General features: G+C 71.2%; 15 protein-coding genes and 1 pseudogene. 10 read left to right on the forward strand and 6 right to left on the reverse strand.

The features are described 5' to 3' along the window. The first annotated feature begins 5 nt into the window (after positions 1-5). Both ACIBK0_RS32310 and ACIBK0_RS32315 read left to right on the forward strand, forming a co-directional pair. A complete protein-coding gene (locus tag ACIBK0_RS32310) occupies positions 6-2912 on the forward strand; it encodes a glycoside hydrolase family 2 TIM barrel-domain containing protein (protein ID WP_399087691.1) in 2907 nt (968 codons plus the stop codon). Next, positions 2905-4074, forward strand: coding sequence for an MFS transporter (locus ACIBK0_RS32315; RefSeq protein WP_399087693.1), 1170 nt, complete (start codon positions 2905-2907; stop codon positions 4072-4074). Before ACIBK0_RS32310 ends, ACIBK0_RS32315 begins: the two co-directional genes overlap by 8 nt. A gap of 214 nt (positions 4075-4288) precedes the next feature. On the opposite strand, the gene ACIBK0_RS32320 is transcribed toward ACIBK0_RS32315, so the two are convergent. Beyond that, positions 4289-6277, reverse strand: a complete 1989-nt coding sequence (locus ACIBK0_RS32320; protein ID WP_399087695.1) for a calcium-binding protein — start codon at positions 6275-6277, stop codon at positions 4289-4291. A gap of 397 nt (positions 6278-6674) precedes the next feature. On the opposite strand from ACIBK0_RS32320, the gene ACIBK0_RS32325 reads away from it, so the two are divergent. Then, positions 6675-6827, forward strand: coding sequence for an endo-1,4-beta-xylanase (locus tag ACIBK0_RS32325; RefSeq protein WP_399087697.1), 153 nt, complete (start codon positions 6675-6677; stop codon positions 6825-6827). Here the strand turns inward: ACIBK0_RS32325 and ACIBK0_RS32330 are convergent. Continuing rightward, positions 6811-7755 carry a helix-turn-helix domain-containing protein gene (locus ACIBK0_RS32330; RefSeq protein WP_399087699.1) on the reverse strand — a complete coding sequence of 315 codons (945 nt, stop codon included), beginning with the start codon at positions 7753-7755 and terminating at the stop codon, positions 6811-6813. The genes ACIBK0_RS32325 and ACIBK0_RS32330 overlap by 17 nt on opposite strands. 393 nt (positions 7756-8148) lie before the next feature. Beyond that, the gene (locus ACIBK0_RS32335; protein ID WP_399087701.1) at positions 8149-8550 is read right to left on the reverse strand and encodes a hypothetical protein; all 402 of its coding nucleotides are present in this window, start codon (positions 8548-8550) and stop codon (positions 8149-8151) included. A gap of 20 nt (positions 8551-8570) precedes the next feature. Between ACIBK0_RS32335 and ACIBK0_RS32340 the strand changes: the two genes are divergently transcribed. Continuing rightward, positions 8571-8759: a hypothetical protein gene (locus ACIBK0_RS32340; protein WP_399087703.1), complete on the forward strand. Its 189-nt coding sequence runs from the start codon at positions 8571-8573 to the stop codon at positions 8757-8759. A gap of 115 nt (positions 8760-8874) precedes the next feature. Here the strand turns inward: ACIBK0_RS32340 and ACIBK0_RS32345 are convergent, their stop codons facing one another. Beyond that, positions 8875-9318: an ATP-binding protein gene (locus ACIBK0_RS32345; RefSeq protein ID WP_399087705.1), complete on the reverse strand. Its 444-nt coding sequence runs from the start codon at positions 9316-9318 to the stop codon at positions 8875-8877. A gap of 153 nt (positions 9319-9471) precedes the next feature. Here ACIBK0_RS32345 and ACIBK0_RS32350 point away from each other — a divergent pair, with 153 nt between their 5' ends. The 6 genes and pseudogenes from ACIBK0_RS32350 to ACIBK0_RS32375 all read left to right on the forward strand — a co-directional run bounded on the left by ACIBK0_RS32350 (position 9472) and on the right by ACIBK0_RS32375 (position 12588). Further along, positions 9472-10308 carry a helix-turn-helix domain-containing protein gene (locus tag ACIBK0_RS32350; RefSeq protein ID WP_399087707.1) on the forward strand — a complete coding sequence of 279 codons (837 nt, stop codon included), beginning with the start codon at positions 9472-9474 and terminating at the stop codon, positions 10306-10308. Then, on the forward strand, positions 10305-10490 hold the full coding sequence (locus ACIBK0_RS32355; RefSeq protein ID WP_399087709.1) for a DUF397 domain-containing protein: 186 nt from the start codon (positions 10305-10307) through the stop codon (positions 10488-10490). The genes ACIBK0_RS32350 and ACIBK0_RS32355 overlap by 4 nt, the downstream gene beginning before the upstream one ends. Before the next feature lie 97 nt (positions 10491-10587). Further along, positions 10588-11001: pseudogene (locus tag ACIBK0_RS32360) on the forward strand (alpha/beta fold hydrolase); the annotation flags it as partial. Beyond that, positions 10913-11149 (forward strand): alpha/beta fold hydrolase, encoded by a 237-nt coding sequence (locus ACIBK0_RS32365; RefSeq protein ID WP_399087711.1) that lies wholly within the window; start codon positions 10913-10915, stop codon positions 11147-11149. The pseudogene ACIBK0_RS32360 and the gene ACIBK0_RS32365, both read left to right, overlap by 89 nt. A 66-nt stretch (positions 11150-11215) precedes the next feature. Continuing rightward, positions 11216-11797 carry a TetR/AcrR family transcriptional regulator gene (locus ACIBK0_RS32370; protein ID WP_399087713.1) on the forward strand — a complete coding sequence of 194 codons (582 nt, stop codon included), beginning with the start codon at positions 11216-11218 and terminating at the stop codon, positions 11795-11797. Further along, entirely contained in the window at positions 11794-12588 is a 795-nt protein-coding gene (locus ACIBK0_RS32375) for an alpha/beta fold hydrolase (RefSeq protein WP_399087715.1), read from the forward strand. The genes ACIBK0_RS32370 and ACIBK0_RS32375 overlap by 4 nt, the downstream gene beginning before the upstream one ends. 107 nt (positions 12589-12695) lie before the next feature. On the opposite strand, the gene ACIBK0_RS32380 is transcribed toward ACIBK0_RS32375, so the two are convergent. Beyond that, the gene (locus ACIBK0_RS32380; RefSeq protein WP_399087717.1) at positions 12696-13463 is read right to left on the reverse strand and encodes an isocitrate lyase/phosphoenolpyruvate mutase family protein; all 768 of its coding nucleotides are present in this window, start codon (positions 13461-13463) and stop codon (positions 12696-12698) included. Then, on the reverse strand, positions 13460-13918 hold the full coding sequence (locus tag ACIBK0_RS32385; RefSeq protein ID WP_399087719.1) for a hypothetical protein: 459 nt from the start codon (positions 13916-13918) through the stop codon (positions 13460-13462). Before ACIBK0_RS32385 ends, ACIBK0_RS32380 begins: the two co-directional genes overlap by 4 nt. Positions 13919-13921: the final 3 nt, after the last annotated feature.

Consider the following 13921-nt stretch of genomic DNA (forward strand, 5'->3'; position numbering starts at 1 on the left):
GACCGATGTCTTTCCGCACCTCCCCCAAGCTCTCGGCTTCGCTCGACCAGGGGGGACCCCCATCTTCCATCGATTACGTCGAGAACGTCTCGCCCGGCAGCGGCGCGCTGCCGCCGCGGGCCTGGTACGCGTCCTCGGAGGCCAAGTCACTGTCATTGAACGGCAGTTGGCGCTTCCGGCTGTCCATGACCGCGGACGCGGAGGACGACTCGTTCGCCGAGCAGGGCTACGACGCCGGGGACTGGGCGGAAGTCTCGGTCCCCGGGCACTGGGTGCTCCAAGGCCACGGTGCACCGATCTACACCAACCACCTCTACCCGTTCCCCGTCGACCCGCCGCGGGTGCCGACCGAGAACCCGACCGGAGATCATCTGCGGGTCTTCGACCTGCCGTCCGACTGGCCCTCGGACGGCGGCGCAGTCCTCCGCTTCGACGGTGTCGAGTCCTGCGCCCGCGTCTGGCTCAACGGGACGGACATCGGCGAGTTCAAGGGCTCCCGGCTGCCGCACGAGTTCGCGGTCGGGCACCTGCTGAAGCCGAGCGGCAACGTGCTCGCCGTCCGGGTCCACCAATGGTCGGCGGGCTCCTACCTGGAGGACCAGGACCAGTGGTGGCTACCGGGCATCTTCCGTGACGTGACGCTGCTGCACCGCCCGGCGGGCGGCGTCCTCGACTTCTTCGTGCACGCGTCGTACGACCACCTCACCGGCGAGGGCGTGCTGCGCGTCGACTCCGACGTCGACGGCCGGGTGACCGTGCCGGCCCTGGACATCGATGTCGCGACCGGCGAGTCGGTGACCGTCGCGGTCCGGCCGTGGACGGCCGAAGTCCCCCATCTGTACGACGGCGTGCTGGCCACGGAGGGCGAACGCGTCCCGCTGCGCATCGGCTTCCGCACGGTCGAGCTGGCCGACGGCCTCATCAAGGTGAACGGCAAGGCGGTCCTCTTCAAGGGCGTCAACCGCCACGAGTGGCATCCGGAGAAGGGCCGCGCCCTCGATCTGGAGACCATGCGCGAGGACGTGCTGCTGATGAAGCGGCACAACATCAACGCGGTCCGCACCTCGCACTACCCGCCGCACCCGGCCTTCCTGGACCTGTGCGACGAGTACGGCCTGTGGGTCATCGACGAGTGCGACCTGGAGACCCACGGCTTCACCGAACAGGCCTGGCGCGACAACCCCGTTGACGACGAGCGCTGGACCCCGGCGCTGCTCGACCGCGCCGCCCGTATGGTCGAGCGCGACAAGAACCACCCGTCCGTCGTCGTCTGGTCCCTCGGCAACGAGGCCGGCACCGGACGCGGGCTCACCGCCATGGCCGAGTGGATTCGCGGCCGGGACGGCTCCCGGCTGATCCACTACGAGGGCGACATCGACTGTCGTGACACGGACATGTACGCACGGATGTACGCGAGCCACGCCGAGGTCGAGCGGATCGGCCGGGGCCTGGACGGCGGCACACTGAAGCGGCGTCAACTGCCCCTCATCCTCTGCGAGTACGGGCACGCCATGGGCAACGGCCCCGGTGGCATCGCTGACTATCAGCGCCTCTTCGAGTCGTACGACCGCATCCAGGGCGGTTTCATCTGGGAGTGGATCGACCACGGCATCAAGGACGAGCGGTACGGTTTCGCGTACGGCGGCGACTTCGGCGAGGAGCTGCACGACGGGAACTTCGTCTGCGACGGGCTGGTGTTCCCGGACCGGACGCCGTCGCCGGGGCTCGCCGAGTACAAGAAGGTGATCGAACCGGTTCGCATCCTCGGTGACGGCGAGGACGGGACCGTGCGCGTGACGAACGCGTACGACTTCGCGGATCTCTCGGCGCTCGCCTTCGAGTGGTCCTACCAGGTCGACGGCGAGACGGTCGAGACGGGTGCACTGACGGTGCCCGCTCTCGGCCCCGGCGAGTCGGCCGAGGTGAAGCTGCCGACGCCGCCCGCCGACGCGCGCGGGTCCGAGACACAGTGGACGGTGCGCGCGGTGCTCGCCGCCGGGACGGCGTGGGCACCGCGGGGTCACGAGGTCGCCTGGGCTCAACTGCCGGTCGCTGAACGCGCCGTGACACGCGTGGCACAGTCCGACGGACCGGTGCTCGGCGGGCGGCAGATCACCCTCGGCCCGGCCGCCTTCGACACCCGCACCGGTGCGCTGCGGACGATCGGCGGGGTCGACGTCACCGGTCTGCGCCTGGACGTGTGGCGGGCGCCGACGGACAACGACAACGGCGCGCACTGGCAGCCGGACGAGCGCTACGGCCTGCTCTGGCGCAAGCTGGGCCTGCACCGGATGCGCCACCGGCTGGACGCCGTGGAGCTGGGCGACGACGCCTTGACCGTACGCACCCGGGTGGCGCCCGCCGCCTGGGAGGTGGGCCTGCGCACGGTGTACCGGTGGACGTCCGACGGGACGCGGCTGCGGCTGACCGTCTCCGTGGCGCCCGAGGGCGACTGGACGCTGCCACTGCCGCGGCTCGGGATCCGCCTGGGGCTCTCGGGCTCGGCGGACCGGGTGAAGTGGTTCGGTGGTGGCCCCGGTGAGGGATATCCGGACACCAAGTCGGCTTCCAAAGTGGCGCGTTGGGAGGCGACGGTCGACGAGCTTCAGACGCCGTACGTGCGTCCGCAGGAGAACGGCGCACGGGCCGATGTCCGCTGGGCCGAGATCGGTGGGCTGCGCGTCGAGGGCGATCCGTCCTTCTGGTTCACCGCGCGCCGCTGGACGACCGAGCAGCTCGACGCCGCCGAGCATCTGACGGACCTGACGCCCGGCGACACGGTCTGGGTCAACCTCGACCACGGCCAGCAGGGCATCGGCTCGCAGTCCTGCGGTCCCGGCGCGCTGCCCCAGTACCAACTGCGGGCCGCACCCGCGGAGTTCTCGTTCGTCTTCTCGGAGATCCATGACTGACACCGTCACCCGTATCGCGGCCGGCCGGCTCTTCAGCCGTCCGGCCGCGGTCGCGTCCTGCGTCGCATTCGTCCTCATCGGCATGCTACAAGCGCTCTACGGGCCCGCGGTGCCAGGCCTGCGGGAGGAGTTCGGCCTGTCTCCGTCCGGAGCCGGTCTTGGCCTGAGCCTGCACTTCACGGGAGGGGTCGCGGGCGTCCTGACCTTCAACGCGATCCACTCCCGGATCAGCAACAGAGCGCTGCTGGCGGCGAGTTACGCGCTGATGGCGGCGGGCGGCGCGGGCTTCGCGTTGGCGCCGAACTGGCCCTCCGCACTCGCCGCCGCCTTCCTCGGCGGCCTCGGCTTCGGCGGTATCGACTACGGCCTCAATCAGCTCTTCGCGGTCGGCTTCGGCGACCGTTCGACGGCCATGCTGAATGTGCTGAACGCGCACTTCGGCATCGGTGCGGTGCTCGGTCCCGCGCTCATCGCGTGGGTGGGTCCCGACGACTACGGGTACGCCTTCGGGGCGTGTGCCGTGTTGGCGGCGGCGCTGATCCTGTGCACGGGCGGGGTGCGCAGCGAGGCGCCGGCCGCGTCCGAGGCCGCCGAGAAGCCCGCCGCCGGTGGGCTGCTCTCCCGTGTGCTGGTCGGCTTCCTCGCCCTGTACATCCTGAACGTCGCCGTCGAGGCGGGCGTCGGCGGCTGGGAGCCCACCCACCTGGAGACCGTTGGCTACAGCGCGACGGTCGCCGCCTCCGCCACCTCGGTGTACTGGCTGATGATGACGGCGGGCCGCTTCCTCGTCGTCCCGATCACGCTGCGGTACGCACCCGAGCGCATCCTCGCGGTCTGCGCGGCCGGAATGACGGCGTGCCTGCTGCTGGCGCTGACACCGGGGGCGGCGCCGGTGGCGTACGCCGGTGTCGGCCTGTTCATCGCACCGGTGTTCCCGACCGGTCTGCCATGGCTCAATCAGGCACTGCCGGGGGCCAAGCGGGCGGGCGCCTGGGTGATCGCCGCGTCGATGATCGGCGGGGTGGCGGCGCCACCGCTCCTCGGCGTGGGCATCGAGGCGTCCGGGATTCACGCGGTGCCGTGGCTGTTGACCATGTTGTCAGGCGCGTCGCTGGTGGCGACGGTCCGGCTGATGCGGCTGACCCGGGAGCGTGCGGCATGACGGGCGTGAACCGAGTCAACAGCTCTGCCGCTGTGAACCGGGACAGCGGCTCCTCCGGTGTGAACCGGGGCGGCGGCTCCTCCGGCGTGAACGGCAGCATCCAGGTCCGCGGCCTCTCCCGCACCTTTCACACCACTGTCCGAGACCGGGCTCGACGACGGGTGGGGCCCGGACCGGTGACCGGTCCGGGCCCCACCCGTCTCGCCGGTGTGCCCTACGGGCAGCTGATCCGGGTGTCCCCCGTGTCCGTCGTGCAGGTGTCCGTGCCGAAGCCGCCGTTGGCGGTGTCGTTGCCGGAGACGCTGTCGACGGTGTTGAGGTAGTCGTTGCCGAAGTTGCCGATCAGGCTGTCGTTGCCAGGGCCGCCGTTCAGGGTGTCGTTGAGGTAGCTGCCGTCGAGGCGGTCGTTGCCGTAGTTGCCGTACACGGTGTCGTTGCCATTACCGGCGTCGACGGTGTCGTCGCCGCCGAGGGCGCAGATCACGTCGTTGCCGGAGGTGCCGTTGAGGACGTCGTTGCCGCTGGTGCCGATGATCGTGCAGCCACGGGAGTTGTTGACGGTGGTGGTCGCCGTGGCGCTGTTGTTGCCCGGGGTCGGGTCGGTCTGGGTGGCGGTGACCGTGGCCTTGTCGGTGAGGGTGCCGGTGGCGCGGGGCTCGACCACGACCGTCACCGTGGCGTGGGCGCCGGGGGCGAGGGTGCCCAGGGCGCAGCTCGCGCTGGAGCCGGAGGTGGTGCAGGTGCCCTGGCCGGGCGTGGCCGAGACGATGGACGCGGCGGGTCCGGTGAGCGTGTCGGTGAGGAAGACGCCGGTGGCGGAGGTGGTGGTGCTGTTGTTGGTGACCGTCGCGGTGTACGTGGCCCGGTCGCCGATGCTGACGGTGGCGGGGCCGGTCTTGGTGACCGACAGGTCCGCGCCGGCGGGCGGCGGCGGGGTGCCGGTGCCGCCCAGGTAGCGGGCCAGGGCGCGGTGGTCACCGCTGTTGCCGAACGCGAGGATCCTGCCGTCGGACTGGAGCGCGAGGCGGTTCACGATGTCGCCGGCGCCGAAGTCGGTGGTCGTCTTCCCGTTGGCGGCGAAGCCGGTGTCGAGGGTGCCGTCGGCGTTGTACCGGGCCAGCGCGAAGTCGTTGCCGGCGACTCCGGCGGCGACGATCCGGTCGTCGGGCTGGAGCATGAGGTCCTGCACCGCGGAGTTGGTGCCGAAGTCGGTGGTCACGACGCCACCGGTGCCGAAGCCGCCGTCGAGGCTGCCGTCGACGTTGTAGCGCACCAGCGTGAAGCTGCCGCCGCTCGCTCCGGACGCGACGATCTTGCCGCTCGACTGCACGACCACGGTCCGGCCCCAGTTGTAGCCGCCGAGGTCCGTGGTGACGAGGCCGTCGCCGCCGAAGGAGGTGTCGAGGCTGCCGTCGGCGTTGTAGCGGGCCAGCGCGAAGTCGAAGGAGGTGGAGCCCGAGTAACCGGCGAGGACGAACTTCCCGTTGGGCTGGAGGGCCATGTCGAACGCCTCCGCACCGCCCACGCCCACGTCCGAGAACGGGAACGAGGTGATGACCTCGCCGTCGCCGCCGCCGAAGGTGGTGTCCGGGCTGCCGTCACGGTTGAAGCGGACCGCCGCGAACGCGCCGCCGGCCCGGCCCGCCGCGAGGATCTTCCCCTCGGGGCCGGGCAGCACCGCGACCGCCCAGCCGTCCTCGGCTCCACCGGCCAGTTCGGGGATGACGTGGCCGCCCTGCCCGAAGGTGGTGTCGAGGCTGCCGTCCGCGTTGTAGCGGGCCACCGTGAACCAGCAGCAGCCGCCGTTGTCCTCCCCGAACCTCTCGGTGTCGCCGACGACGACGATCTTCCCGTCGGGCTGGATCGTCACGCCCTGCGCCAGGTCCTGGCCGCCCTCGAAATCGGTGACCACCTCTCCGTCGCCGCCGCCGAAGGAGGTGTCGATGCTGCCGTCGGCGTTGTGCCGCATCACGGAGAAGTCGCTGTAGAGGGTGTCGGGGTTCTGTCGGGCGCCGACCGTGACGATCTTGCCGTCGGCCTGGACGGCGAGGTCCTGGCCGTCCGCGGGCGAGCCGCCGTCGATGGTGACCTTGCCGCCGCTGCCGAAGGAGGTGTCCAGGTCGCCGGGTGCGGCGAGGGCGCTGCTCGGCAGGGCCACGACGAGAGTGAGAGCGGCCGCGAAGGCGAGACCGGCCCGGCTCATGAACGAGCGGCGATCCTGCGGATGTCGGGAAGTAGGCATGGACATGCGCCCAGCTTCCGGACGCCCGTACGCCGTCCGCGGCGGCTGGCCACGGGCTGGGCTCACTGGTCGTCAGAGTTCCACCCGCCGGGGTGACGACGGCTGTTGCCCGCGCACTTCGCGCGAGCGCCTGGCTCGACCTGCCGGTGGCGCGGCTGATCGAGCAGCGCCTGGTGATCGGGGAAGGGGACCGCGTCGAGCTCGCCGTGATGGCACGGCAGTGGGGGTCGATCGCACCCGTTGCGGCCGGGGGTCGGCCCGCCGGGCTCGGCCCCCTGCCCGCCTCCTCCGCAGAACTCGCCCAGCAGTCCACCGACTACAAGACGGCCGGCGAGAACTGCCTGGGTGTCGCCGGGTCGTGGGCGTCACGGTGTGGGGCGTCAGCGACAAGTACTCGTGGATCCCGGGCACCTTCGGCGGGTACGGCGCCGCCCTCCCGTACGACGAGAACTACGCCGCGAAGCCCGCCGCGTACACCGGTCTGTCGAACGGTCTCAATCCGGCCGCGTGACCCGCCCCTGCCGCAGGTCGCGAGCCGTCTGTCCGTAGTGCGTCCGCAGGGCCCGGGCGAGGTGCCGGGGGTCGTGAATGCCCCAGCGGGCGGCAACGGCCGCCGTCGTACGACCGTCGTGGGCGGGGTCGAGGAGATCCCGGCGGACGCGTTCCAGGCGTTCGCGGCGCAGCCAGGCCGCGAACGAGACGTCACCACGGCGGAACAAGCGGTGCAGCTGGCGCGGCGAGATGCCGTGCGCGGCGGCGACCGAGTCGACGCACAGCGACGGGTCGGCGATGTTCGCCAGGGCATAGACACGGATGCGGTCCACCAGGTCCGTCTCCGTGTCCATCCGGCCGGGTGTCCCGTCCGTGAACGCCGCGAGCAGCAGGGACACCAGCGCGTCGCCCACGTGGGCCTGCGCGGGACCCGTCAGTTCGTCGAGGTGGCTGCCGAGGCCCTGCAGGAAGGCGGAGAGCACCGCCTGCGCCCCCGTCTCGGCCGGCAGTCGCCGGGCCGCGTGGCGGGCGACGATGTCGGCATGGCGGCCCAGCTCGGTGCGCGAGATGCCGACGGCCATGACGTCGCAGCCGTCGGCGACCGCGAGCCGGTACGGCCGTGTCATGTCGAAGACCACCAAGTCCCCGCCGTGTGCGCGGGATTGATGCCCGCCCTGGTCCACCGCCGCGGGCGACTGCGACCGGTGCAGGGTCACCTTCAGCAGTTCGGGATCGGACGACGTGATCGCCCGGGAGGTACGCGCGACTAGGTGCCCGGAGCCCCGGATCCGTGCCACCGCCGCGCGCCCCACCGTCGCCGCGTCGATGTCGGCCCGGAACGCGTCCGCGCCCGGCGCCGTCACGGCGAGCGGTGCCAGGATCGTGGACGCGGCGGTCTGCAACTCGCCGATGCCGGCGTGGTGGATGTGTAAGGCACCACCGTTCATGGAGCCGCTCCCTGCCTGCTGCGTACCTGCCCGTGACTTTGTCGGTATATCGATTGACGTAAGCGGGAGTTACCCGGTTCCGGGGGGAATCGGGAGACGGCCAGGGCGGAAATCGGGAGACGGCCCGGGCGTGCATCGGTGACGGCCCGGACGTGAAGGGGAGAGGGCAGCCCGCCCGGACGCCGGGAGTCCGCCGGGCAATGAATCGGTGACGGGCGGACCGGAGTCCGAAGACGCCGGGGCGTAAATCGGAGACGGCCCGGGCGCGATGTGGAGACTCGCCGGGCCGTCGCTTCCGTAGCGTGACTCGTGGGGGAGCAACGTCGGCTGGAACCTGTACCACAGTTCCAGCCGACTGCCCTCGACCGCCCGCTGCCCCCCCGTCGTCCGCCCTCAGTGGTCCGCACAGCAGGGCGTGGGCTCCGGCACCTCGAACGGGACCAGCGCCCCGCCCGCGGCCGGCATCGTCGTCAGGACCAGGTGCCCCTCACGCCACTCCGGGCGTACGTGGTCGCGGGTGACGATCCGCCGCTCCGGCTCGGGACCGTCGGGCGCGCCGAGTACGGCGACCCGGTCCACGGCGGAGCCGGCCAGCAGCCGGGCCACGGTCACCGTGCCGGTGAGGGCCTCGGACCCGCCGTAGAGCACAGCACGGCCACCCGTGCGCGCCGCGTGCTCGACGGCGGCCCCGGCGGCCAGGTCGGCGGGACCGTGCCGCTCGGCGCCGAGGGCGACACCGAACTCCCGTTCCGCGAGCCGCTGAAAGGCCGCGCGGGCGGCACGCTCCGACGGCACGGCGAAGGACAGTGCCGTGTGTGGGTCCCCCCCCCGTCGCGCACATGGTGCGTGCAGCCCAACACGTCATCCACCGCGCCGAGTTCGACAGCCAGGTCGCGCAGCAGGTCGTCGGCCTCCCGCAGGGCTCCCACGAGGCCGGTATCGACTCCGACGACGTACTCGTTCCGCTCGGTCACGACGGCAGGACCCACACCGGGTTGGAGTAGAACCACAGGTCCTTCCACGGGTCGGCGTCGCCGACGACGAACAGGGGACAGCCGGCGCCTGATCACCGGGCGACCTGGGCGGCGGGGTAACTGGCCCTGCCTGCAGGCGTGTTGATCATCCGATCGCCCGTTGCGTGCGGACTTCCGCCCAAACGACCTTGTACGCCCCTCCCGTGCGGGGCTCCACTCCCCACCGCTCCGCGATCGCCGCGACGAGCAGCAGCCCGCGCCCGTCCTCGTCGTCCGACGGCTCCTGGAGAACAGGGAGCCGGTCCGTCCGCCCGTCGGCCACCTCCACGCGTACGACGCCGTCGCCCAGCAACAGCCGCACACGAAAGCCGCGCCCGCGCACGCGCCCATGCCGTACGGCGTTCGCGGCGAGCTCGGCGACGACGAGGGTCACGTCCTCACTCACCGAGCTGTCGTACGCGAACCCCCATGCGTCCATCCGATGCGCGACGAGCCGCCGCGCGAGCCGGGACCCTCGCGGGGTGGAGCTGTAGAGCTGAGTGAACGTGCGTACGGTGACGGCTACTTGGGCTTGGGGCTCTCCTGACATGCGACAACGGTCCCGTGGAGCACGGGGGTCGACCAGCTCCGCCACTCGTACAAAGCGCGGTGTACGAGTTCACTGACTGGACAGTTCTGGTCACCGTGCGTAACCCTTGGTGACTCGGCGGGGTTGGCACCAAGAAGCTCGGGGGTGCCCGGCATGACCGACAGCACCATCAGCATCGACAACGCGACCGAGACCGAACCGCCCGACACCCTGAAGGCGTTCGGGGCGGTCCACAAGGCCTTCCGCAAGCGGGCGGGATACACACAGGAGGAGTACGCGCCGCTCGTGCAGTACCAGCCGTCCACGGTCGCGTCGATCGAGCAGGGGCGACGCTTCCCGCATCGCCGGTTCGTCGCCGAAGAGGTCCTGGACGCCTTCGGAGTCCTGAAGGGGGTGTACAAGCACGCGGGGAGGGAGAAGGGCCTGGCGTCCTGGTTCCGGCCGTGGGCGGAGCTGGAGGAGCAGGCGATCAGCCTCTACACGTACGAGAACCGGCTGGTTCCGGGGCTGTTGCAGACGGAGGGGTATGCACGCACTCTTTTCCGCGAGCGGGTACCCGTGCTCACGGACTCGCAGATCGAGGCCCAGATCGCGGCTCGCCTGGAGCGCCAGTCTCACCTCGGGGAGCGGCCCAACACGGCGTTCAGCTTCATCGTCGAGGAGTTCATCCTCACGCGAGGAACAGGCGGCACAGAGGTCACGCGCGGATTGATCGATTCCATCCTGGCGGTCACCGAACAGCGCAACGTGGAGGTGCAGGTGCTGCCCATGACGCGCAGCGTCCACGCCGGCCTCGACGGCCCCATCCGGCTGCTGGAGACCCCCGAGAACGAGTGGTTCGGCTACTGCGAGGGCCAGGAAAGCGGCCAGTTCATCGCCAATCCGAAAACGATCAGTGTGCTTCACATGCGCTATGCGAAACTTCGCTCACAGGCCCTCACCCCGGAGGACAGCCGATGCCTGCTGGAGCGGATGCGAGGAGCACTATGAGCACCACCGAACTGGCCTGGTTCAAGAGCAGTTACAGCGGCAGCTCCGGCGACGACTGCGTCGAAGTCGCCACCTGCCCCACCACCATCCACATCCGCGACTCCAAGAACACCCGCGGCCCCCAGCTCGCCCTCTCCCCCACCGCCTGGACGGACTTCGTCGAGTTCGCCGCGCGTGGCTGACCAAGTACGGCTCGCTTACCGGGAGTCGGGGAACCCTTTGGCCCCGCCCCTCGTGCTGCTGCACGGGCTGACCTCGGACGGCACGGCATGGGACGAGGTGGCGGCCCGCTTCGCCGCCACCCACCGCGTCCTCGTGCCGGACCTGCGGGGCCACGGCCGCAGCCCTCACCCCGGTACGTACTCCTTCGAGCTGATGCGTGACGACGTACTCGCGCTCCTCGATGAACTCACCCTGGAAGAGGCGACGTTCATCGGTCACTCACTGGGCGGCGTGGTCGCGTACCTGCTGGCGGCCCGGCAGCCGGGCCGGGTCGCGCGGCTGGTCCTGGAGGAGACTCCGCCCCCCGGTCCCGCTCGGCCTCCCGGCCCCGCAGCGCCCTTCGGGTCCGCTCGAGTTCGACTGGGCGGCCCGCCCCGCGATCGTGCGGCAGCTGAACGCTCCGGACCCGACGTGGCGGGAGGCTCAGAGGACCGTCCAGGCCCCTGCTCTGGTGATCGCCGGCGGTCCCGGGAGCCATCTGCCCCAGGACGAGATGGCGAAGATGGCGACGCGCTTCCCGAGCGGCCGACTCGTCACGATCGCCGCAGGTCACCTCGTTCATGCCGTGCGCCCGGAGGAGTTCTGCGCGGCGGTGGAGGAGTTCCTCTCACCCCCATGAACCTGAGCGTATTAGGTTGTAACCTAGACACCCTAGGTTCAGCCGAGCAGCAGGTGGTGGTGTCACATGGCCCGTGCCGGGCTCACGACCGAACGCGTCGTGACGGCGGCGGCCGACCTCGCGGACGAGGTCGGCTTCGAGAACGTCACCGTGTCCGCGCTGGCGCGGCAGTTCGGGGTGAAGGACGCGAGCATGTACTCGCACGTGAAGAGCGTGCGGGAGCTGCGCGAGCGGATCGCGCTCCTCGCGGCCGGCGAGATGATCGACAAGATCGCCGCCGCGGTGGCCGGGCGCGCGGGCAAGGACGCGCTCGTCGCCTTCGCGGGCGCCTACCGGGAGTACGCGCTGGAGCGGCCGGGGCGATACCGGGCCACGCATCTGCAGCTCGACCCCGCCCTCGCCGCCGAGTCCGACGCGGGCCGGCGCACGGCAGAGGTCACGTACGGCATGCTGCGGGCGTACGGGCTGTCCGAGCCCGACCTCACCGACGCGGTACGCCTGCTGCGCAGCACCTTTCACGGCTACTGCAACCTCGAGGCCATCGGCGGATTCGGCGCTCCCCGTGACGTACAGGCGTCCTGGGAGCGCGCGTTGGACGCCCTGCACGTGGCCCTGGAGCACTGGCCGGACGAAGGACGGCGGTCATGAGTGAACCGCACTACGACATCTGCGGCAGCGGACCGGTGCTGCTGATCATTCCCGGTGGGGCCGGTCACCCCATGGGCCTGGAGGGCGTCACGGAGCGTCTCGCCGAGCGGCTCACCGTGGTGACGTACGACCCGATGGGACTGTCCCGCGGGCCGTTGGGCGGGCCGGTGGGCGACCAGCGGGTCGAGGTGTGGAGCGACAACGCCCACCGGGTTCTCGAAGCGGTCCTCCCGGACGGCGAGTCCGCGTACGTCTTCGGCACCAGCTCCGGCGGCATCGTCGCGCTGGACCTGTTGGCCCGGCATCCGGAGCGACTGCGGCGGGTGGTCGCTCATGAGCCGCCGAGCGTCGAGGTACTGCCCGACGCGGCGCGGCAGCGGGCGATGATCGGGGAGGTGCACGACATCTGCCGCGCGGAGGGTGTGGGGCCCGCGCTGGAACGGCTCACCGCGGGTCTGGAGGACCGTACTTGGGAGGGCCGACCGCTCCAGAAGACCGGGGAGACCGCCATGGACACCCCCATCGGCATCTTCCTCGCCCACGTCCTGCGCCCCTTCGCCACACACGCACCGGACCTGGACGCCCTCAAACCGCTCTCCACCCGTCTCGCCCTCGGAGCGGGACAGGACTCGCGAGGGCAACTCCCGCGTCGTACCGCCGAGGTGCTCGCCGATCTCGTCGGCGCAGACCTCGTCGAGTTCCCCGGCGGTCACCTGGGCTGCCTGGAGCACCCCGTCGCCTTCGCGGACCTGCTGGCCCGGACGCTCACTCGGCCGGGCCGAGCGGAGTAGTCACCGCGTTGCTGAGGCACTGATGAAGGCGGCGCGTTCGCAGGGAGAGCGCGCTGGTCGCGGCCGTGTCGACCTTCAGCGCGGTGTATCCGGTGGCTCCGGCGGGGCTAGGCGTGGGGGCCCGCTGCGCTGAGCGCCTGCACGTCGGCGTACGTAGGCGTGACGCCTCGCGGCGGCCGTCCCGCCCGGATGTCCACGGCCGTGTCCACGGCCGCGCCCAGCGCCCGGCGGTACAGCAGGGAGCCGAGGCTGACCCTGCGTACGCCGAGATCGCCGAGTTGGGCGACGGTGGGCCCCAGGGGTGAGTAGAGGATGTTGAGCGGCACGTCGAGGGTCTTCACCAAGGCGGCTATCCGGTCGGCGTCGCTCAGGCCGGGAGCGAACACCCCGTCGGCGCCCGCCTGTTGGTAGGCGTCGAGCCGGCGGTATGTCTCAGCCTGGCTGCCGTCGCCGAGCCAGTACGTGTCGGTGCGGGCGTTCACGAAGAGGTCGGGTACGGCGGCCTTGACCGCGGCGATCTTCGCCACGGCCTGCTGCACGGGCGCGAGGCGGTCCTCGATGTTGATGCCGACCACCCCGGCGTTCGCCAGTTCGTTCGCCAACTCCGCGACGTCGTCCGGGTCTTGGCCGAACCCGTCCTCGGCGTCGACCGACAGGAGGAACGAGCCCGCACCGAGCTGTCGGGCCAGTCGCAGCGTCAAGTCCCTGGTTGCCGCCGTACCGTCCGGCAGCCCGGCGGCAGCGGCGACGCCGAGACTGGTGGTACCGATCGCCTCGAAGCCCTGGGCGGCGAGGGTCGCCGCCGAGGCATGGTCCCAGGCGTTGGGCAGCAGCAGCGGTGTGTCGGCGTGGTGGAGCGCGGAGAAGGCGGTCATGCCTGCCTCCCGACGGCATCCGCGTAATACGTCGAGCCCTTGAGGTGCGTGGCCAGCTCGCGGAACGTCCAGCCCTCTCCCGGGGAGTCGTCGAGCTGATCCTCGGTCAGCGTGGCGAGCCGGTTCGCCCAGATGCGGGCAAGGCGCGTGAGCCGGCTGCGCGCCTCGTCGAGGTCCTCCTGTGTGAACGGCGCGAGGTCCGCCTCCGTGGTGCTCGTCGACGCGTGCCAGCGGTCGGGCTGCGGCGCCTCACCCACGAGCCGGGCCTCCAGTTCGGCCAGGTGGTCGACGAGATGATCGGCGACGCGGCGGATCGCCTTGTGCGGGGTGTAGACACGGTCGTCGACCTGCGCGGGCTTGCCGTCCCACGCGATCCAGGTGGCCGCGAGGCCGAGGACGTGGTCGACCATGGCGACGACCGCCTCGGCCGGTGTTTCCTTCGGGGAATCGGTCATGCC

Source organism: Streptomyces sp. NPDC050564 (assembly GCF_044457265.1).
Taxonomy (GTDB): Bacteria; Actinomycetota; Actinomycetes; order Streptomycetales; family Streptomycetaceae; genus Streptomyces.